Source organism: Actinacidiphila sp. bgisy144, assembly GCF_057708105.1.
Genome location: NZ_JBYIRM010000028.1, coordinates 101,511 through 120,382, shown reverse-complemented (window position 1 = coordinate 120,382; position 18,872 = coordinate 101,511). Strand labels below are relative to the sequence as shown.

20 protein-coding genes and 1 riboswitch are annotated in these 18,872 nt (G+C 71.9%); of the genes, 9 read left to right on the top strand and 11 right to left on the bottom strand.

The genetic code is table 11. The features are described 5' to 3' along the window. Window positions 1-102: 102 nt before the first annotated feature. Window positions 103-534: a winged helix-turn-helix transcriptional regulator gene (locus AC3EVP_RS27830; protein WP_435134440.1), complete on the top strand. Its 432-nt coding sequence runs from the start codon at window positions 103-105 to the stop codon at window positions 532-534. A gap of 26 nt (window positions 535-560) precedes the next feature. Further along, window positions 561-625: riboswitch (guanidine-III (ykkC-III) riboswitch) on the top strand. A 31-nt stretch (window positions 626-656) separates the two neighbouring features. Then, window positions 657-977 (top strand): DMT family transporter, encoded by a 321-nt coding sequence (locus tag AC3EVP_RS27825; RefSeq protein ID WP_435134437.1) that lies wholly within the window; start codon window positions 657-659, stop codon window positions 975-977. Between the two features lie 81 nt (window positions 978-1,058). Here AC3EVP_RS27825 and AC3EVP_RS27820 read toward each other — a convergent pair whose 3' ends face one another. Beyond that, window positions 1,059-1,862 (bottom strand): thaumatin family protein, encoded by an 804-nt coding sequence (locus AC3EVP_RS27820; protein ID WP_435134434.1) that lies wholly within the window; start codon window positions 1,860-1,862, stop codon window positions 1,059-1,061. A 185-nt stretch (window positions 1,863-2,047) separates the two neighbouring features. Between AC3EVP_RS27820 and AC3EVP_RS27815 the strand changes: the two genes are divergently transcribed. The 6 genes from AC3EVP_RS27815 (at window position 2,048) to ppk2 (ending at window position 6,471) form a co-directional block, all read left to right on the top strand. After that, the gene (locus AC3EVP_RS27815) at window positions 2,048-2,488 is read left to right on the top strand and encodes a MarR family winged helix-turn-helix transcriptional regulator (RefSeq protein WP_335980261.1); all 441 of its coding nucleotides are present in this window, start codon (window positions 2,048-2,050) and stop codon (window positions 2,486-2,488) included. A gap of 132 nt (window positions 2,489-2,620) precedes the next feature. Continuing rightward, window positions 2,621-3,193 (top strand): YbhB/YbcL family Raf kinase inhibitor-like protein, encoded by a 573-nt coding sequence (locus AC3EVP_RS27810; protein ID WP_435134431.1) that lies wholly within the window; start codon window positions 2,621-2,623, stop codon window positions 3,191-3,193. A gap of 97 nt (window positions 3,194-3,290) precedes the next feature. After that, window positions 3,291-3,710 carry a PPOX class F420-dependent oxidoreductase gene (locus tag AC3EVP_RS27805; protein ID WP_435134429.1) on the top strand — a complete coding sequence of 140 codons (420 nt, stop codon included), beginning with the start codon at window positions 3,291-3,293 and terminating at the stop codon, window positions 3,708-3,710. Window positions 3,711-3,938: 228 nt separating this feature from the next. Further along, entirely contained in the window at window positions 3,939-5,087 is a 1,149-nt protein-coding gene (locus AC3EVP_RS27800; RefSeq protein ID WP_435134426.1) for an inorganic phosphate transporter, read from the top strand. A gap of 64 nt (window positions 5,088-5,151) precedes the next feature. Continuing rightward, window positions 5,152-5,382, top strand: coding sequence for a hypothetical protein (locus tag AC3EVP_RS27795; protein WP_335980270.1), 231 nt, complete (start codon window positions 5,152-5,154; stop codon window positions 5,380-5,382). A 210-nt stretch (window positions 5,383-5,592) separates the two neighbouring features. Next, window positions 5,593-6,471 (top strand): polyphosphate kinase 2, encoded by an 879-nt coding sequence (ppk2, locus tag AC3EVP_RS27790; RefSeq protein ID WP_435134446.1) that lies wholly within the window; start codon window positions 5,593-5,595, stop codon window positions 6,469-6,471. Between the two features lie 63 nt (window positions 6,472-6,534). Here ppk2 and AC3EVP_RS27785 read toward each other — a convergent pair whose 3' ends face one another. From AC3EVP_RS27785 to AC3EVP_RS27740, 10 genes are all read right to left on the bottom strand, one after another. Then, entirely contained in the window at window positions 6,535-7,431 is an 897-nt protein-coding gene (locus AC3EVP_RS27785; protein WP_435134423.1) for an SDR family NAD(P)-dependent oxidoreductase, read from the bottom strand. Beyond that, window positions 7,428-8,165, bottom strand: a complete 738-nt coding sequence (locus AC3EVP_RS27780; RefSeq protein ID WP_335980275.1) for a GntR family transcriptional regulator — start codon at window positions 8,163-8,165, stop codon at window positions 7,428-7,430. The genes AC3EVP_RS27785 and AC3EVP_RS27780 overlap by 4 nt, the downstream gene beginning before the upstream one ends. Before the next feature lie 16 nt (window positions 8,166-8,181). Beyond that, complete coding sequence (locus AC3EVP_RS27775; protein WP_335980277.1) at window positions 8,182-9,360, bottom strand: ABC transporter substrate-binding protein; 1,179 nt, start codon at window positions 9,358-9,360, stop codon at window positions 8,182-8,184. A gap of 202 nt (window positions 9,361-9,562) precedes the next feature. After that, window positions 9,563-10,477, bottom strand: coding sequence for a substrate-binding domain-containing protein (locus tag AC3EVP_RS27770; protein ID WP_435134419.1), 915 nt, complete (start codon window positions 10,475-10,477; stop codon window positions 9,563-9,565). After that, window positions 10,474-11,361 carry a fumarylacetoacetate hydrolase family protein gene (locus AC3EVP_RS27765; RefSeq protein WP_335980281.1) on the bottom strand — a complete coding sequence of 296 codons (888 nt, stop codon included), beginning with the start codon at window positions 11,359-11,361 and terminating at the stop codon, window positions 10,474-10,476. Before AC3EVP_RS27765 ends, AC3EVP_RS27770 begins: the two co-directional genes overlap by 4 nt. A 21-nt stretch (window positions 11,362-11,382) precedes the next feature. Further along, window positions 11,383-12,405 (bottom strand): NAD(P)-dependent oxidoreductase, encoded by a 1,023-nt coding sequence (locus tag AC3EVP_RS27760; RefSeq protein WP_435134416.1) that lies wholly within the window; start codon window positions 12,403-12,405, stop codon window positions 11,383-11,385. After that, on the bottom strand, window positions 12,402-13,484 hold the full coding sequence (locus AC3EVP_RS27755) for a Gfo/Idh/MocA family protein (protein ID WP_435134413.1): 1,083 nt from the start codon (window positions 13,482-13,484) through the stop codon (window positions 12,402-12,404). The genes AC3EVP_RS27760 and AC3EVP_RS27755 overlap by 4 nt, the downstream gene beginning before the upstream one ends. Before the next feature lie 2 nt (window positions 13,485-13,486). After that, window positions 13,487-14,662 (bottom strand): M24 family metallopeptidase, encoded by a 1,176-nt coding sequence (locus tag AC3EVP_RS27750; protein ID WP_435134411.1) that lies wholly within the window; start codon window positions 14,660-14,662, stop codon window positions 13,487-13,489. A gap of 17 nt (window positions 14,663-14,679) precedes the next feature. Continuing rightward, window positions 14,680-15,867: an ABC transporter ATP-binding protein gene (locus AC3EVP_RS27745; protein WP_435134408.1), complete on the bottom strand. Its 1,188-nt coding sequence runs from the start codon at window positions 15,865-15,867 to the stop codon at window positions 14,680-14,682. A 14-nt stretch (window positions 15,868-15,881) separates the two neighbouring features. Further along, complete coding sequence (locus AC3EVP_RS27740) at window positions 15,882-17,573, bottom strand: ABC transporter permease (protein WP_435134405.1); 1,692 nt, start codon at window positions 17,571-17,573, stop codon at window positions 15,882-15,884. A gap of 301 nt (window positions 17,574-17,874) precedes the next feature. On the opposite strand from AC3EVP_RS27740, the gene AC3EVP_RS27735 reads away from it, so the two are divergent. Next, window positions 17,875-18,852 (top strand): substrate-binding domain-containing protein, encoded by a 978-nt coding sequence (locus tag AC3EVP_RS27735; protein WP_435134402.1) that lies wholly within the window; start codon window positions 17,875-17,877, stop codon window positions 18,850-18,852. The last annotated feature ends 20 nt before the right edge of the window (window positions 18,853-18,872 follow it).

Here is an 18,872-nt window from a genome sequence, read left to right as displayed (position 1 = left end):
CCCCCCCCCCCCCCCCCCCCCCCCCCCCCCCCCCCCCCCCCCCCCCCCCCCCCCCCCCCCCCCCCCCCCCCCCCCCCCCCCCTCCGCAGACGGGGATGCCCGATGCCGCACAAGGACGAAGCAGCGAGCGAGATCCACCGGGTGTGCGAACGCTTCCACGCCGCCATCGAACTGATCGGCGGGCGCTGGACCGGCGCGATCCTGCGCGCGGTCTTCACCGGCCACCACCGCTTCGCGCACATCCGGGCCGCCGTGCCCGGGCTCAGCGACACCATGCTCGCCCAGCGGCTGCGCACCCTGGAGGAGCACGGCGTGCTCGACCGCCGGGCCGGCGCGGGCGGCCACGCCCCGGCCGAGTACCACCTCACCGACAAGGGCCGCGAGCTGGCACCGGTGCTGGAGGCCGTCATCGCCTGGTCGCACCGCTGGATTCCGCTCCCGCCGGACCCGCCCGGTGCCGCCGCACCGCCCCGTCTGCCCGGTCCGCCCGCCCCGTCGCCGCCGCCGGAAGCGCCCGCTCCGCCCGCGGTCTGAGCGCCCTGCCCGGCGTGCGGCACTTTGCTACGGTGGAGACAGATCGCCCCGACGAGCGCACCGTACCGGGACCCTGCAAAGACGGTGCACCCCCGTAGTCACCAACCCGCGGAGGTGCCGTCATGGCATGGGTCCTGATCGTTCTCGCCGGCCTGCTCGAAGTCGTCTGGTCGGTCGGTATGAAGTACACCGACGGCTTCACCCGCCTGTGGCCGAGCCTGCTCACCGGCTCCGGCATCGTGGCGAGCATGCTGCTGCTGTCGCTGGCGGCGAAGTCCCTGCCGATCGGCACCGCGTACGGCGTGTGGGTCGGGATCGGCGCGGCCGGGGCCGCCGTGGTCGGCATGCTGGTGCTCGGCGAGCCGGTCTCGGCCGCGCGGATCTTCTTCGTCTGCCTGCTGGTCGCCTCCGTGGTGGGCCTGAAGGCCACCTCGGGCCACTGACAGCTGACGGCTCGTCATGGTCTCGAGGCGGCACCTCGGTTGGCGTCTTTCGTCACCGCCACGGATGGCGGCGCGCCGGCGTCAGTGGAAGGTGACGGTGAAGCCGCCGCACGACGTGCAGTCGCGCACGACCGTGTTGCCGGGGACGGTGTCGGCCTTCGACCAGGCGTACGCCCAGGGGCAGTGCCCGCCGATCGCGTCGCTGTACGGGGTCTGCGCGTCGCGGTCGGGGTTGACGCACAGCTTGAGGCCGGTCCCGGCGTCGGTGGTCAGGTCGGCCGACGGGCAGTACGGCAGCAGGTCGTCCGGGCAGCCCTCCTGGGCGCAGGCACCGCCGTCCGGGGGCGGGGCGACGCCGTCGGGGTCGATGGTGACCGGTACGGAGAAGGCGTTGACGTAGCTGACGTTGTACCAGGGGGCGAGGCTGTCGGACGGGTCGAAGTTGAACTCCGCGAGGCTGACCGGCTGTTCACCGGTGGTGCAACTGCCCACCGACGCACCGCAGTCGCCGAGCGCGCAGTGGAACGTGCTGCCGTCCGTGCCCGAACACCCCTCGCGCGCGAAGAACTTGCCGCGCCAGTGCCCGGCGGCGGAGTCCTCCGGGATGGTGACGGTGGCGGACTGCCCGTCGTCGAGCACCGGCAGGCCGGTCAGCGCGGTGGAGCCGTCGGCGTTGACATTGCTGCCGACCCAGACGCGCTGCCCGGTGTCGTTCACGAGGGTGACGGTGTGGTCGGTGACGGCGGGCGCCACAGCGGCGGGCCTGGCGGCCCCGGCCGTCGCGGCGGTCGTGGCGGCGCCGGCGGGGGCGCCTGCCGTGGTGGCGGCCGCGAGGACGCAGCCGACGAGCAGTAACAGGGCGGACAGGGCGGAGCGCCACCTCATACGGACCTCCGTGGGGGGAGTGGGGGAGTGGAGTGCCGGGCGGACATCGTTGCCATGCTCATGCCCGTACAGGCCCCGTATGAAGCACCGCATCAAGCACCGCATAAAGCCCGGGCGCGCGGCGCATGCCCAGGCGGGGCCGCCGCCGTATGTGCTCAAGGCACTTGATAAGCTAGGTTGAGCATATGGACGACGGTCCGGCTCCCGACGAGGTCGCCGCGCTGCTGCTCTCGAGCGTCAGCGTGCTGCTGCGGCGCGTCCGCCACCTGCCCGCGCCCGGTGCACTGACGCTGCCCGAGCGCAGCGCCCTGTCCCACCTGGAGCGCTCCGGCCCCACCACCTCCGCCGAGCTCGCCCGCCAGGCGCAGGTCAGCGCGCAGGCGATGGGCACGACGATCGGCGCCCTGCGCGCCCGCGGGCTCGTCGACCGCCGCCCCGACCCGCAGGACGGCCGGCGCGCGGTACTGACCGTCACCGACACCGGCCGCCGGGCGCTGTCGGACAAGCGCGACGCCCGGACCGAACTCCTCACGCACGCCCTGACCAGCGGTGTCTTCACCGGCGCGGAACTCGAACGGCTCGCCGCGGCCGCGCCACTGCTGGAACGGCTCGCCCGCACCATCTGACGCCGGCCGCCGAAGCCGGCCGATCCGCACAGGAGAGACAGCCATGGCACCGACCACGCCCCACCGCCGCCCACCGGCGCCGTGCCCCCGGCTCCCGGCCGGCCGGCGCCCCGCCCCGATCGGGGGCGCGCGATGACGCTGCTCGGCCGGCTCCTGCACGACCGCAGGGCGGGCGACGCCCACCTGGCGTGGCACCTGCCCCACCTCGACGGCCCCGAGACGCTGACGCTCACCAGCAGCGCGTTCACCGAAGGCGGGCCGCTGCCGCTGGAGCAGTGCGAGAAGCGGATCGGCGGCGCCAACGTGTCCCCGCCGCTGGAGTGGACCGCGCCGCCGCCCGGCACCGCACAACTCCTGCTCGTCATCGAGGACATCGACGTCCCCCTCGCCAAACCCGCCGTGCACTGCGTGGCGTTGGTGGACCCTGCCGTGGAACAGCTGGCGCCCGGCGGCCTGAACGCACGCCAACCGGCCACCGGAGTCCAGCCGTTGCGCGGCACCGTCGGGCGCGGCTACCGCGGCCCCGGCCCCATCAAGGGCCACGGGCCGCACCACTACGTCTTCCAGCTCTTCGCGCTGTCCGCACCCCTGGGCAGCGGCCCCGGCGCGCCGCCCCCGCAACAAGCCCGCCCCCGCGCCCTGCTGTCCGGGATCACCGCCGCCGTGCTCGCCCGCGCCCGCCTGACCGGCAGCTACGAGCGCTGAACACCGCCAGGGGCGTGGCCGGGTGGTTGGCGCGGGGCGGGCGTTGCAGAATAGCGAAGATCAAGAACGCCGCAACCGCACGTCCTGGAGGACGCAGATGTCCAAGCCGCCGCTGCCCGCCGACGCCGTCGCCATGCTCGAAAAGGCGAACCCCGCCGTGATCACCACGCTGCGCCCGGACGGCCAGCCGGTGTCCACCGCGACCTGGTACCTCTGGGAGGACGGCCGGGTGCTGATCAACATGGACGAGGGCCGCAAGCGGGTGGACCACCTGCGCAACGACCCCCGCGTCACGCTCACCGTGCTGGACAAGGACGGCTGGTACACGCACGTCAGCGTGGTCGGCCGGATCACCGGGCTGGTCCCCGACGAGGGACTCGCCGACATCGACCGGCTCGCCCGGCAGTACACCGGCAAGCCGTACTCCCGCCGCGACCGCGCCCGGGTCAGCGCCTGGATCGAGGTCGAGCGCTGGCACGGCTGGGGCGCGCACAAGGACAGCAGCCAGGTCGGCTGACCGCGGCTCCGGCGCCGAGCGACCCCCAACCCGCGCGGTCCGGCCCCCTCTTACCGGGGCCGGGCCGTACGCGACCCGCTCGCGGCGCCCCGCCCACCGGCCGCCGGCACACGCACCCGATGCCCGCCGAGTGCCCCGCGACAGCGCTGTCACACCCCGTCGCCCGCATGTACCGGACCTTCACGCCCATGTCTCGCTGAGTACGCCAAGTAATGCTCTCCTGGTGACGTGGACCACATAAACTTCCTTGTGGCAATGGTGATCGTCACCGCGTTGGCGTTCGACTTCACCAATGGTTTTCACGACACCGCGAACGCCATGGCGACCTCGATCGCGACGGGCGCGCTGCGCCCGAAGGTGGCGGTCGCGATCAGCGGGGTGCTCAACCTCGTCGGGGCGTTCGTGTCGACCGAGGTGGCCCGAACCATCTCCGGCGGCATCGTCAACGACCAACTCGTCACGCCGGGCATGATCTTCGCCGGGCTGGTCGGGGCGATCGTGTGGAACCTGGTGACATGGCTGCTGGGCCTGCCCTCCAGCTCCTCGCACGCGCTGTTCGGCGGGCTGATCGGCGCGGTGTGGGTGGGCGCCGGGCGGCACGGGGTCAACTTCGACCAGGTGGTCGAGAAGATCCTGATCCCCGCGGTCGCCTCACCCTTCGTGGCCGGGCTCGCGGCGCTGGGCGCGACGTACCTCGCCTACCGGATCACCCGGCGCGCCTCGTCCGACACCGTGTCCAAGGGGTTCAGGACCGGGCAGATCGCCTCGGCATCACTGGTCTCGCTCGCCCACGGCACCAATGACGCGCAGAAGACCATGGGCGTCATCACGCTCGCCCTGATCTCCTGCGGCGCCCTGGGCGCCGGCTCGGGCCCGCCGGTGTGGGTGGTCCTCACCGCGGGCCTGTCCATCGCGGCAGGCACCTACATCGGCGGCTGGCGGATCATCCGCACCATGGGCAAGGGGCTGGTGGACATCGAGTCGCCGCAGGGCTTCGCCGCGGAGTCCGCGTCGACCGCGGTCATCCTGACCTCCGCCAACCTCGGCTTCGCGCTGTCCACCACGCAGGTCTGCTCCGGCGGCATCCTCGGCGCGGGCGTCGGCCGCAGGCTCGCCGAGGTGCGCTGGGGCACCGCGGGCCAGATGGCGCTGGCCTGGCTGGTGACGCTGCCGGCGGCCGCGGCCGTCGGCGCGGTCGCGGCGAGCGCGGTGGTGCACGGCGGCACGCTGGGCACCGTACTGATCGCGCTGGCGGCGGTCGTGGTGGCCGCGGTGATCGTGCTGCTGTCCCGCCGCAACCCGGTCGACGCGAAGAACGTCAACGACGGCCACCGGCCCCCGGTCCAGGCCGCGGCGAGCGCCAAGGCCAGCGTGTGAACGGCGACCGGGGCAGCGGGGGCATCGACGGATACGACGGTCACGACGGCTGGAGGGCGGCGGCATGGACGTGAAATGGGGTTCGCTGGCGGAGGTGGCCGTGGTCAGCCTCGGCACCACCGTCGGCGTCGTGGTGGTCTTCGCGATCGGCGTGTGGGCGCTGTCCGCCCGCGACGAGCAGCGCGCGAGCGGGAGCGGCGGCACCGCGCAGGCGGTCGCCGCGAGCGCCTGCTTCGTCCTGTGCGCCTGCGCGGTCCTCTACGGCCTCTACCTGATCATCCCGCAGTTCCATTAGGCCGCGTCTCCCGCACGAACGGCGGGGCAGACGGGATGTGCCGGACCCGGCCCGGCGCCCCGCCCGGGCGGACGGTCCGGCGGACCACACCAGCGACAGACACCCACGGCGCTGCCGCGCCCCGTGCAGGGGCGCGTCGGCCGTGCACGGAAGGACGGGTGGCACACCGTGCAGCACACCGACACCGCGACCGGCGACCTGCTGGCGGGGATGACCGTCGACTACACCGACCAGGACGACCCTGTGCTGGTCCGCGCGGACGGCAGCACAGTGGACACCTGGCGGGAGAACTACCCGTACGACCGGCGGATGGAGCGGCCGGAGTACGAGCGCCACAAGCGGCTCCAGCAGATCGAGCTGCTGAAGCTCCAGCGCTGGGTGAAGGAGACCGGGCAGCGCCTCGTCATCGTCTTTGAGGGCCGCGACGCCGCCGGCAAGGGCGGCACCATCAAGCGGTTCATCGAGCACCTCAACCCGCGCGGCGCCCGCGTGGTCGCGCTGGAGAAGCCCACCGAGCGCGAGAGCGGTCAGTGGTACTTCCAGCGCTACGTCGCCCACCTGCCCACCGCGGGAGAGATCGTGCTCTTCGACCGCTCCTGGTACAACCGCGCGGGCGTGGAGCGGGTGATGGGCTTCTGCTCCGACGACGAGTACCACCGCTTCATGCGCCAGGCGCCCGCGTTCGAGCGGATGCTCGTGGACGACGGCATCCAGCTGGTGAAGTTCTGGTTCTCCGTGTCCCGCAACGAGCAGCGCACCCGGTTCACCATCCGCCAGGTCGACCCCGTGCGGCAGTGGAAACTCAGCCCGATGGACCTGGCCTCGCTCGACCGGTGGGACCGGTACACCGAGGCGAAGGTCGCGATGTTCCACGAGACGGACACCGCGTACGCGCCCTGGACGGTGGTGAAGAGCAACGACAAGAAGCGCGCCCGGGTCGAGGCGATGCGCAGTGTGCTGGCCCGCTTCCCGTACACCGACCGTGACGACGCGGTGGTGGGGGAGCCGGACCCGCTGATCGTGGGCGCCGCCGCGAACCTCCTGGAGGCCGGCGAGGACGCCGCCGCCCGCTCCCTCCTGACGCCCTGACGGTGCCGCTCCTACGGCCGGCCGCCGGTATGCGGCTGGGCCTGCGCCGCCGCGGTGGCGTACTCACTGGTGCACCCTGAGGAACTCCTCGTCCAGCCGCAGGTAGGCCACGGGGCGGGGAAGGGCGCCGACCGGGTCCTGTTCGCGGCCCAACTCGGCGTCGAACGCGGCGGCGATGCGCTCGACGGTCCACCCGCGCGGGTCGGCCAGCAGCCGCCCGCCGCGCGGGTGGTGGACCAGCCCCAGGGCCAGACCGTCGGGCGTGCCGATCAGGCGGACGACCTGGCCCTGGACACCGCGGGCGGCGTCGCTGAGCAGGAAGGTCACCAGCGGCGCCATGTCGTCCGGGTCCGGCTCCTCCGGCCGGGAGACCCAGCCCGCCCGCCGGGTCCCCGTGCCCCGCGCCTGAGGTGCGATTGCGTTGACCCGGACCCCGGGCGGCGCGTCCAGCGCCCAGGAGTAGGTCAGTGACGCGACGGCGCCCTTCGTCGCCGCATAGGTGGCGCTCTGCTCGACGCCGGTCTGGGCCCGCGAGGACACGTTGACCACCGAACCGCTGCCTTGCCGCTGGAACACGCGCAGCGCTGCGGCCCCGCAGTAGAGCGTGCCCAGCAGGTTCACCTCGACCGCCCGGCGGGTGGTCTCGGGGTCCTCCTCCCAGCTCAGTCCCTCCGGGCGCACCCCGGCGTTGTTGACCAGCCCGTCGATGCGGCCGAAGCGCCGCAGGCACGTCTCCACCAGGGCGTCGGCGGTGCGCGGATCGCCGACCGACCCCGCGCACCACGCGACGGCGTCGCCCGCGTCGAGTTCCCCGGCGATGGCGCGCACGTACTCCGCGTCGAGGTCGTTGAGGACCACCCGCGCCCCGCCGGCCAGCAGGTGCCGGGCGTAGCTGAGTCCGAGCCCGCGGCCCGACCCGGTCACGACGACGGCCCTGCCCTCGACGCCGTGGCCGGTCACGACCCCTCCCTCGCGCCGCCCGCCTCGGTCGAACCGAGCATGAGCGCCCGGCGCGTGGCGGCGAGGTGGAACCGCATCGCCGCCTCCGTGGCCGCTGAGTCGCCGGTCCACAGTGCCGCGAGGATCGCCTTGTGCTCGCGCAGCGACTCGGTCCGCGGGTGGGGCGTCTTCGGGTCGCGGTACTGGCTCATCACCAGCGGGTAGGGCGTCGAGCGGATGAACCGGATCAGTGTCGGCTGCCGGGACGCGTTGATCACCAAGCCGTGGAACTCGCGGTTCGCCGACGAGTAGGCCGGCGAGTCGTGCTCCACGGCGGCGGGGACCATTTTCTCCAGGAGGGCTTCGAGCCGTTCGCACTCCTCGGGCGTGATCCTCGCGGCGGCCAGCCCCGCGGCGGCGGACTCGAGGATCTCGCGGGTGTGCAGGATCTCGATCGCCTCCACCGGTGAGAACTGCCGCACCCGGGCACCCCGGTTGCGTTCGAGCGAGATGTAGTTCTCCTGCTCGAGCGCCACGAACACCGAGCGCAGAGTGGGCCGGGAGATGCCGAGGGTGGCGGCGAGCTCGGTCTCCGGCAGCCGCTGGTTGGGCTGGTACTCGCCCCGGCGGATCGCCAGGGCGAGTTCCCGGCGTGCCCGCAGCAGCCTCCCGGACTCCGAGCGGTCCTCTCCGGCTTCCGAGGTCAACGTGAACCCCTCCTCAATCAGGTCGTCGTACCGGCGTGCGGTAGTCATGGAATCAGGCGGCCCGCTACCGGGAGAAGATGCTCTTCCAGCTGTTCCTGGCGTCGTCCAGCTGGCTCGTGCTGATCTTGTCCGTGTTGACCGGAAGGATCTTCATCGACGCGATGGACGGCTGGTACTGCAGGTCGGCCGCCGGGGCGGTCACCCCCTGGTAGAAGGAGGCTATCCCCTCCTTGTCGACGTAGATCTGCTCGCCCGCCCTGCTCAGCAGGAAGTCGTCGAAGAGCTTCGCGATGGCCTGGTCGGGCGCGCCCGAAGGGATCGCGTAGCTCTGCCCGTTCAGGACCGTGCCTTCGCTCGGGTAGTAGACCTTGAGCGGGACCTTCGTCTGGGCCGCGATCTGCGAGGCCCGGAAACCGCTGGTGACGGTCGCGTCGACCTGCTTCTCGGCGACCTTCTGCGCCTCCTGCGCGGAGCTGCCCGAGGAGGTGGTGGGGCTGTTGGCCGCCCAACTGGCGAACGTGGACTGCGGCAGCACCTGCTTCAGGCCGTAGTACCAGTACAACGACCCTTCGTTCGCACTGACGTTGGCGACGTCCCACTTGCCCTTGAGGGCGGGGTCGGACAGCTGCTTCCAGCTCGTGATCGGGGTCTTGTAGAGCGCCGGGTTCACGATCACGCCGAAGGAGTAGGCCACCGGCGCGATCCAGTACCCGGGTTGCTGGCTGACGTACTTCGACGCGTACGTGTAGTGCGACGACTCCGGCGACCGGTACTCCAGCAGCGCTCCGGCCTGCTTCAGGGTGGAGAACAGCCGGGGCGAGGCGACACCGAAGAAGTCGGTCTTGAAGTTCTGGGCGGTGACCTCCTGCTGGATGCGGGTCGACAGGTCGCCCGAGGTCAGCCGCTCGAACGTCGGCTTGAAGGTGAGGCCGTACTGCTTCTGGAACTCGCTGATCATCGCGGACGCGGTGGCCGGGGCGACCACCGAGTCGACCCAGGTGAACGACTTCTCGCTCCTGGCCTGGGCGATCAGGGTGGCCACCCGGGTCCGCTCGGCCCCGCTGAGGCCGGTGAGGATCGGGGCCTTGACGGTGGAGATGTCCACCGAGGCGCCGCCACCCCCCGCGCCGCCGCTGCTGTTGGAACTGCACGCCGCCAGTGCGGCCAGCGCTGTGGCGCAACCTGCCGCGACCAGGGCGCGGACACGGAAGCGACGTCTGGGTGCTACCACTGTTGCGTTCATACCAAGGGCTCCTTCGGCCATGTCATGACGTGGCGGGCGACTGTCGTGTGGGGGGTTCGCAGGTCCACCCGGGTTCCGGCGCCTTGCAGCAGGACGCCGATGTCCTTGCCGGTCCCGGGCACGTACCTCGGTCCGGGTGCTTCTCCTCGTGGTGCTCGGGGGTGAACCGGCCGCGGGCGGCGGCCGGTTCACCACGCGGTGCTCAGCCGGCGCGGCGGGCGGGGGCGGCGAGCCGGCCGAAGTCGACGCCGGTCAGTTCCTCGGTCCTGGCCCGCACTTCGGCGGCGCTGATCGGCCGGGAGATGATGCCCTGCTCGTAGGCGTAGCGGCCGGCCAGGTCCAGCGACGGCTGGAGCGCGTCGAACCCGTGCGGATGGAAGTCCGGCGAGGAGCTGACCGCCGGTGGGTGCGGCACGCTCGCGGCGAGCACCTGGCACATCTCGGTGAGCAACCCGGCGCCTGTCCGAGCGAAGTCGTCACTCGCCACGACCACGTGGTTGACCGGGATCGCGCCGGACCTGCCGTACCACGCGGCGGCGGCGCGGGCCGGGTCGGGCAGCAGCGTCCTGGCCCGCGGGTCGTCGGGCAGTTCGTTGCCGAGGATCGCCGCGTCCACCGCGCCGGCGAGAAAGTCGACCGGCAGGGTGTTGCCGCTGGTGGAGCGGGTGGCGTAGGGCGGGTCGGCGAACCCGTCCACGTGCCCGCCCTCGTAGACGACCCACTCGACGTCGCCGACGTCCACGCCGTGGTCGTCGCGCAGGAAGCCGCGCACCCACACCCCGGTGGTCTGGGTCCAGGCCCGCACGCCGATCCGTTTGCCGGCCAGCGAGTCGACCGCGATGTTGCCGGGTTCCCGGGCGGTGACCAGGCAGTGGTGCTGGAAGCGCCCGAGCAGGGTGACCGGCAGCAGCGTCACCGGCCGGCCGTTGTCCAGTGCCTGCAGGAAGGTGACCAGGGCGAGTTCGGCCACGTCGTACGCCCCCTGGACCACGCCGGGGAACGCACGGTGCACCGGCGCGATGTCGGCGAACTCGAAGGTGTCGGTGGTCGACGCCCACCGGTGCGCCCGCAGGGCGGCGAGCGCGGACTTCGAGCCGAAGACGGCAGAGACGGTCACTTCGCCGCCCCGGCCGGCGCGGAGTCGGTGACGACCTTGAGCCCGCTGACGTCCCACTCGCGCCCGCTCGGGTCGACGACGTCGACGGTCAGCTCACCGATGCCCTGGATCGTCATGCTGACGTGGTCGCCGTCCTGGATCGGGCCCATGCCGATGTGGTACGTCCCGGTGGCGATCACGTCGCCGGGCACCAGTCCGCTGACGGACGAGGCCACCTCGATCAGCCGGTCGATCCGGTTGGCCATCTGGCCGGTGGAGTAGCGCTGCCGCAACTTGCCGTTGACCGACAGCTCGACGGTGAGGTCGTGCGGGTCGGCGAACTCGTCGGCGGTCACCAGCACCGGGCCCATCGGGCCGAAGCCGCGCGGCGACTTCTTCATGTAGTAGGTGGTGCCGAGGTCGCGCGCGGACAGGTCGAGGAAGCCGGTGTAGCCGAAGACGTGCGGCATGGCGTCGGCTGCCGGGATGTCGGTGCCGCCCACGCCGATGACGGCGGCGAGCTCGGGCTCGTGGTGGAAGACGCGCGCCGTGGCCGGCGGCAGGCTGACGGTGCTGCCGGTCGGCACGATCGACAGCACCGACTTCAGGAAGAAGTCGGCCTCGACGGCCTGCCGGTCGTCGGTGTAGTTCTTCACCGCGCACAGCAGCTGCGTGGGTGCGGGCACCGGCGCCTCCAGAGCGACCTGCGGCAGCGGCGTGCCGTGGGAGGCGGCGTGCGCGGCGGCCGTCTCCAGCCCGGGCTTGGCCGCCTCGTAGCCCTCGATGAGGGCCACGAGGCGCTGCTGCGGGGTGGCCGCGGCCGGCACCACGTCGGTGGGGACCGGGGCCACCCGGCCGTCGCGCACCACGCCGAGGGTGCCCTTGTCGTAGAAGCAGAAGATCATGAGTAGTTCGTTCCTTCCGGGTCAGTCAGTGGTGACGGCGAGCCGGGTGTCCCAGACCTCGGGGTTCACCAGGCCCACCGGGGCCGTGCCGGCGACGCAGGCCAGGACGCGTTCGGCGATCTCCCGGGCCCGGGTCTCGTCCGACTGGGCCGTGACACCGCCGATGTGCGGGGTGAGCACGACGTTGTCCAGCTCGCGCAGCGGCGAGTCCGCGGGCAGCGGCTCCTGCGCGAACACGTCGAGTGCGGCGCCCCGCAGGCGGCCCTCGCGCAGCGCGGCGACCAGCGCGGGCTCGTCGACCACCTCACCGCGCGAGGGGTTGACCAGCAGGGCGGACGGCCTCAGCTTCGCCAGGAAGGCGGCGTCCACCAGCCCGGTGGTCTGCGGCGTCAGCGGTACGTGCAGCAGCACGATGTCGGCCCGCGCGGCCAGTTCGTCCAGGTCGCCGACCACCTCGACACCGGCCTGGCGGGCCCGCTCGGCCGAGACGAACGGGTCGTACCCGATGACGGACTGCGGACGCAGCACGGCCAGCTTCTCGGCGGTCTTGAGCCCGATGTGGCCCAGGCCGACGATCGCCACCGTGCTGCTGGTCAGGTCGGAGCCGATCTGCTGGTCGGCCCGGGAGTAGCGGTCGCGCACCAGGCCCCAGTCGGTGCCGCCGTGCAGGTCGCGGTCAGCCGCCACGATCCGGCGGGTCAGCGCCAGGACGGCGCCGAGCGCGAACTCGGCGACCGCGTCGGCCGCGGCGCCGGTGTTGGCGACGACCGGGATTCCGCGGCGGGTCGCCGCCTCGACGTCGATCCAGTCGAAGCCCGCGGTGGGCGCGGCGATCAGCCGCACGTGCGGTGCTCCGTCCAGGACGGAGTCGTCGATCGTGACGCCCTTGGTGGCCACGACGATTCGCGCGTCGGCGAGGTGCCGGCGCACCGTCTCCGGCTGCTGGTCCGGGCAGTAGACGACGGGACCGAGCCCGGCGAGCATCCGCTCGGTGGTGGCGAGGTAGCCCAGTTTCTTGGTGATGACGGTGTTCACAACGGTCACGACGTTCCTCGTGTCAGGCGGGCCGGCGGATCGACGGCCTGCGGATCGACGGCCTGCGGAGCTGATGGTTCGGATAGGGCCCGGTCGACGGTCTCGGCGACGCGCAGCGCCGACAGGCCGTCGTCGCCGGACGCGCCGAACGGACCCGCGTCGGCGGCGCCGGCCGTGGCGGCGGTGAACGCCTCGAACTGGGCCGCGTAGACGTCGTGCGGGGGGAAGACGGTGTCCGAGCTGCCCCGCGCCGACCGGAGCGACAGGGTGCCGCCGCCGGTGTTCCCGATCGAGTCCGACACCGTCAGCCGCCCGGCCTCGCCGACCACGGTCAGCCCGTTGGCCGGGTGGGTGGCGCGTCCCGCGGCGAAGGTGACCAGCACCCCGCCGCGGGTGGTCGCGCTGACCTGGACCACCCGCTGGGGTCCGGCCGGTGTCGGGTCGAGTTCGGCGATCGTTGCCGACAGCCGGACGATACGGTCGCCGGCCAGCCACTGGGCGAGGTCGACGGCGTGTGCCCCCGTCCCCGCCATCGCCCCCTTGCTGGCGGTGGTGACCTGGCGTGAACCGGCCAGCCGCACCGGGGAGTCGCCGTGCCCGAGCTGGTGGAGGTAGGTGACGTCCACCCACAGCGGCCGGCCGATCGCGCCCTCGGCCAGCAGCCGCCGCGCCTCGCGGTGGGCGGCGTTGTGCCGCAGATGGAACCCGGTGCCGAGGACGACGCCGTACCCGGCGCAGGCCGCGATCGCGCGGTGGGCGGCGGCCGGGTCCTGCGCGAGCGGCTTCTCGCACAGGACGTGCTTGCCGGCCGCGGCCGCCAGCGTGACGTGCCGCTCGTGCTGCTCGTTGCGCGAGCAGACGTACACGTGGGTGACACCGGGGTCCCCGAGCAGGTCCTCGACCGCCGAGCCCCGCCGGCCGACCCCGTACCGCTCCGCCAGGTCGGCGGTGCGGACAGGGTCGGTGCCGCACAGGGCGACCGCCGCGGACCCCCGGGCGCGGGCGAGCGCCGGCAGACCGAAGCGGTCCACATGGCGGCCCACGCCCACGACGAGCCAGCCGGCGGCCGGCGTACGGTTGCCGGACAAGGTCAGCCCAGCGTGTACGGGTAGGTCGAGTACAGGTCGATGCCGGTCTCGGTGATGACGATCTCGTCCTCCAGGTGGACGCCGCCGACACCCTCCTCGCCGATGGGCGGGCTGGTGACGGAGAAGGTCATGCCGGGCTTGAGCTCGTAGTCGTCCTGGGCGCGCAGGTGGGGGCCCTCGAAGGCGGAGATGCCGATCCCGTGGCCGAGGGTCCTGCGGCCGAGCTTGGCGCAGATGTCGGCCGGGCTGACGCCGGGGCCGAGCGCGTTGAGCTGCTCGTACTGCAACTCGTGGGCCCGCTTGAGCAGGTCCACCTGTGCCGGGGTGGGCCGGTCGCCGCAGACGAACGCGCGGCAGAAGTCGCCGAAGTAACCGGAGAAGCAGCCGCCGAAGTCCATGTTGACCAGATCGCCGTGCTGCACGATCCGGTCGCTGTGGAAACGGCGGTAGGGGTGCGCGCCCGGGCCGGAGTTGACGACCTCCGAGCACTGCGTGGTCTCGGTGCCCAGGTCCCACATGGCGCGGAAGCACTCGCCGACCAGTTCGCACTCGCGCACGCCCGGCTTGAGGATGTCGACCGCGGCCTGCATGCCGGCCTCGGAGATGGCGTAGGCGATCTTCAGGGCCTTGATCTCGTCCGCGGTCTTGATCTGGCGGGCGCCGATCATCAGCTCCTGCCCGTTGACGAAGGTGGCGTTGGGCAGCCGCTTGGTGAGCACGTCGAACATCGACGGGGACCAGATGTCCACCGCGATGCGGGCCTTCTCGATCTTCGAGCCGAAGTAGTGGTACAGGTCGTCGACGAAGGAGTTGACGTCCTGCGTCAGGTCCATCTGGTACGGCGTGTGGAACCGGTCGTCCGGCACCCAGGGGATGTTCTTGGCGGCGTAGTCCGGGTCGATGATCCAGATCGCCGAGTCGCCCTCGGCGGCCAGGACGGCCAGCGGCCCGCCGCCCAGCTGGATGGTCGGCCAGTACAGCCGCTTGATGCCGGTGCTGTACCGGGCGTTCTCGGCGCGCAGTTCGATCAGGAAGTCGACGTCGGCGGCCGCCATGGCCGCGCGGGTCCTGGCCAGCCGCTCGGTGCGCAGCCGCTCCATGTCGATGCGGGTCTCCCAGTCGGTCTGCATGGGGCCGAAGGTGCTCGCGGATCGCACGATCGTGCTGTCGAGGGTCATGAAGGGGTCTCCAGACTTCAGTGGTTGAGGGATATGGACCTGTCCACCGGACAGGACACGCGGACACGGGAGCCGAGGGACGCGGCAGCGCGTCCCAGGCCGATGGCCCGCAAGGTCGTGATCCCGGTGTCGATGTCGTACTCGGTGACCGAGCTGCCGACGCGGACCGCGGTGACGGTGCCGGGCAGCGCGTTCTCCCGGCCCGGGTCCGACGGGTCGTCCGCGCGCTCGATCGCGATGTCGCCGGGGCGCCACACGATCGAGACCTTCGTGCCGACCTCGGCCTCGCCGACGATGCGGGCGGTCAGCCGGGTCGTGCCGTCGGGCAGGGCGATGTCCACCCCGCCGACGCGTTCGGTGCCGTTCGGGCCGGTTCGGGTGTGCTCGGCGGCCAGGACACCCTCGAGGATGTTGATCTGGCCGAGCAGACCGGCGACGAACAGGGACTGGGGCGCGGCGAGCAGTTCGGCCGGCGTCCCGTTCTGGACGATCCTGCCGTCGCGCATCACCACGATGCGGTCGGAAAGGGTCATCGCCTCGTCCTGGTCGTGGGTGACGTAGACGGCGGTGATGGACAGTTCCCGCTGCAGGCGGCCGATGTCGCGGCGGACCGCGTCCCGGCGCGCCGCGTCGAGGTTGCTGAGCGGTTCGTCCAGCAGCAGCAGGCCGGGCCGGTAGACCAGGGAGCGGGCCAGGGCCACACGCTGCTGCTGGCCGCCGCTGAGCTGGCTGGGCCGGCGCCCGCCCATGCCCTCGAGGCCGACCAGGTCGAGCATCTCCTCGACCCGGGGGCGGATGGCGGTGGTGCGCTCGCCGCGGGTGCGCAACGGGAAGGCGACGTTCTCGAAGACGGTCATGTGCGGCCACAGCGCGTAGGACTGGAAGACCATGCCGATGTCGCGCTTGGCCGGCCGCAGGTGTATCCGCTCGGCCGTCGAGGTCATCGTCGTGTCGCCGAGCCTGACCCGGCCGGCGTCGGGGACCTCGATGCCGGCCAGGCAGCGCAGCGTGGTCGTCTTGCCGCAGCCCGACGGCCCGAGCAGGGTGATCAGCTGCCCGCGCTCGACGGAGAACGAGGCGTCGCGCACCCCGCCGGAGCCGAAGTCCCGGGTGAGCCCGGTGACCTCCAGGTGTCCGGTGCGCTCCGGCAGCGGGGCCGTGCGGGCCGGCATGGGCGCGGTCCGCCCGTCGGTGGTTGTCTTCATGGTCTTCCTACCCATCAGAGTCCGGCCGCCATGTCGGAGGAGGCGCCGTCGCGGCGCGTGGTGATCGTCCAGAAGACCGCCGCGGCCACCAGCAGGACGGCCGCCTGCAGCAGGGTGAACGCGGCCGTCACGCCGGGGGAGTCGAACGACCGGCTGTTGAGCAGGGCCACCGAGAGCGTCTGGGTCCCGGTCGTCTGGAGCAGCGCCGACATCGGCAGCTCCCGCATGAAGGTGAGGAACACCAGCAGCCACCCGGCCACCAGTCCGGGGCGGACCAGGGGCAGCAGTACGCGGAAGACGTAGCGGGTCAGGGACGCCCCGCTGGTGCGGGCGGCCTCCTCCAGTTCGGTGTGCACCGACAGGAACGCCGCGGACACCGAGCGCTGGGCGAACGGCAGGAACCGCACGATGTAGGCGACGCCGATGATCCACAGCGTGCCGAACAGCGAGGTCTTCAGCAGCAGGGTGAGCAGGCCGACACCCAGCACCAGGCCCGGCACCGCGACGGGGACCGTCAGGCAGACCTCGAACAGCCGGCGCCCGGTGATCCTGGCCCGTTCGATCGCGTAGACCAGTACGACGCTGAGCGCGACGACCACGCAGGCGCACAGCGCGGACAGTTCCAGGCTGTTGAGGAAGGCGGTCTTGACGATCGACCCCTTCCCGAAGAGCGCGTGGAAGTTGTCCAGGGTCAGGTCGTCGAAGTCGATCCTGCCGGTCCAGCGCTTGGAGAACGCGATCAGCGTGAGGATGCCGATCGGCAGCAGCGCGGCGAACAGCAGGTAGAGCAGTTCGGCCGCGAAGGCCCACCACCGGAGCTTCCCCAGCCGCAGCGGTTCGGCCCGCGAGCCCTTGCCGGTGACCGTGACATAGCCGCGGTCCCGCATCGCCCGGCGCTGGAAGTACAGGCACACCGCGGTGATCAGCATCATCACGCAGCCGAGGGCGGCGCCGAAGTTGTAGTTCGGCGGGAACGTCTGGACCGCGTCGTAGATGCGGGTGGACAGCGTCTGGATGCCGTTGCCGTACCCCAGCACGAGCGGCACCGACAGGTCCTCGATCGCCATGACGAACGTCAGGATCGCCGCCGCCGTGATCGCCGGGCCGGCCAGCGGCAGCGTCACGCGGAGCGCCGTCCGCCAACCGGAGGCGCCGCAGGCGGCTGCCGCGTGCTCCAGCGAGGAGTCCATCTGCCGGAAGGCGGCGCCGGTGAGCAGGATGACGAACGGCACCAGGAACAGGCCGAGAACGACGATGATGCCGAACGTCGAGTAGACGTTGAAGATCGCGCCGTGGCTGATCCCCGCGCTGCGCGCCAGCCGGTTGATGAACCCGGTCCTCGGGTCGGCCAGGTACGTCCAGGCGATCGAGCCGATCAGCGGCGACAGGAAGAACGGGATCAGGTTGAGGATCTCGAACGCCCGCCGCAGCGGCAGGTCGGTCCGGGTGACCAGCCACGACAGTCCGACGCCGATGACGGTGGCCAGCACCATCGACCCGAGGGCGATGACCACACTGTTGCGGGCGGAGCTCAGGATCTCCGACGCCTTGAGTTGCTGGTAGTTCGCACCGGACCACACGTGGCTGGTCAGACCGGTCTGCTTCTCGAGCGAGCGGATGACGACTTCCACCAGCGGTGCCGCGATCAGTACGACCACGGCCAGGGTGAACAGCGTGAGCGCGATGCGCTCCGGAGTGAACCGCACGAGAGCGCGTCGGCTGCGTGGCGGTGCCGCCTCAGGAGTGCGGGATGTGGGTTCCATCACAGAGGCCATGGACGAGATCGTCAGACGGTCTGTTGTTGATTGTCAAGCGTTACGACGAGGTTAACTTCACCAAGGGCGGTTGGAGGACGGTGCAAAACGCCTTATAAGCTGGCAAATCGGCCGCTAGGCGCAGGGCATCACATGCGTCCATCGTGTCAAATTGCTTGACGATGCGAGATTCATTGTCTGACAATCTGTCTCGCGATTGCTGTGCCAGGTCCGTGACAGGGAGTTGAGAACCGTGTCCTCGCTGAAGTCGACGTTCACCGTCTATCCGCACACCCGGGCGCTCGCCGAGGGCCGCGTCGAGCTGCCCGGCGGCCCGCTCCAGTTCGTCCCGACGAAGCCGATCATCCGGGCCTATCGTGAGATGGTCCGGGAACTCGCCTACGACATCTGCGAGTTGGCGCCGACCACGTATCTGATGGCGCGTGCGGCGGGGGTACCGGTCATCGCCGTACCGGTCTTCACCAAGCGCCTTTTCCACCACGGCCACATCCGCTGCCACGCCACCTCGGGCATCCGCGTGCCCGGCGACCTCGTCGGCCGCACGGTCGGTGTCCGCGCCTACTCGGTGACCACCGGTGTGTGGGTGCGGGGCCTGCTGTCCGACGATTTCGGCGTCGATCCGGCGTCGGTCCGCTGGGTCACCGACGACGAGGAGCACGTCGCGAGCTACGTCGCCCCGCCGAACGTGTCAGCCGTGGCGCCCGGCGAGAGCCTGGTGGACCTGCTCGACCAGGGCCGGATCGACGCCGCGCTGACCGGCAACGCCGGGGTCGGCCGCAAGGGCGCGCCCAGGGAGGGCTGGACGGACGGGAACGCCGCGCCGCAGCCGGCCGCCGAGCCGCCGTACTCGCTGTTCGGCACGCCCGAACCGCTGGAGCGGGACTGGTACCGCCGCACCGGCATCTACCCGATCCACGGCGTGATCGTGCTGCGCGAGGAGCTCGCGCGCGAATACCCCCGGCTCGCCACCGACCTGTACGCGGCCTTCGCCGCCGCGAAGCGGGACGCCGGCGCGGGGCGCGCCGAACTGGTCGCCGGGCTCGCCGCGGGCGCGGCCATACCGGAGGACGAGGACCCGATCCCGTACGGCATCGAGCCGAACGCGCGGTCCCTCGAAGCGCTCATCCGCTACGCCGGCGAGCAGCACCTGCTCGACACGGCGGTGTCGGTCGAGGAGATCTTCGCGCCCGGCGACTATCCGACGGCCTGACGCCCCTTCGGCGCCTGAAG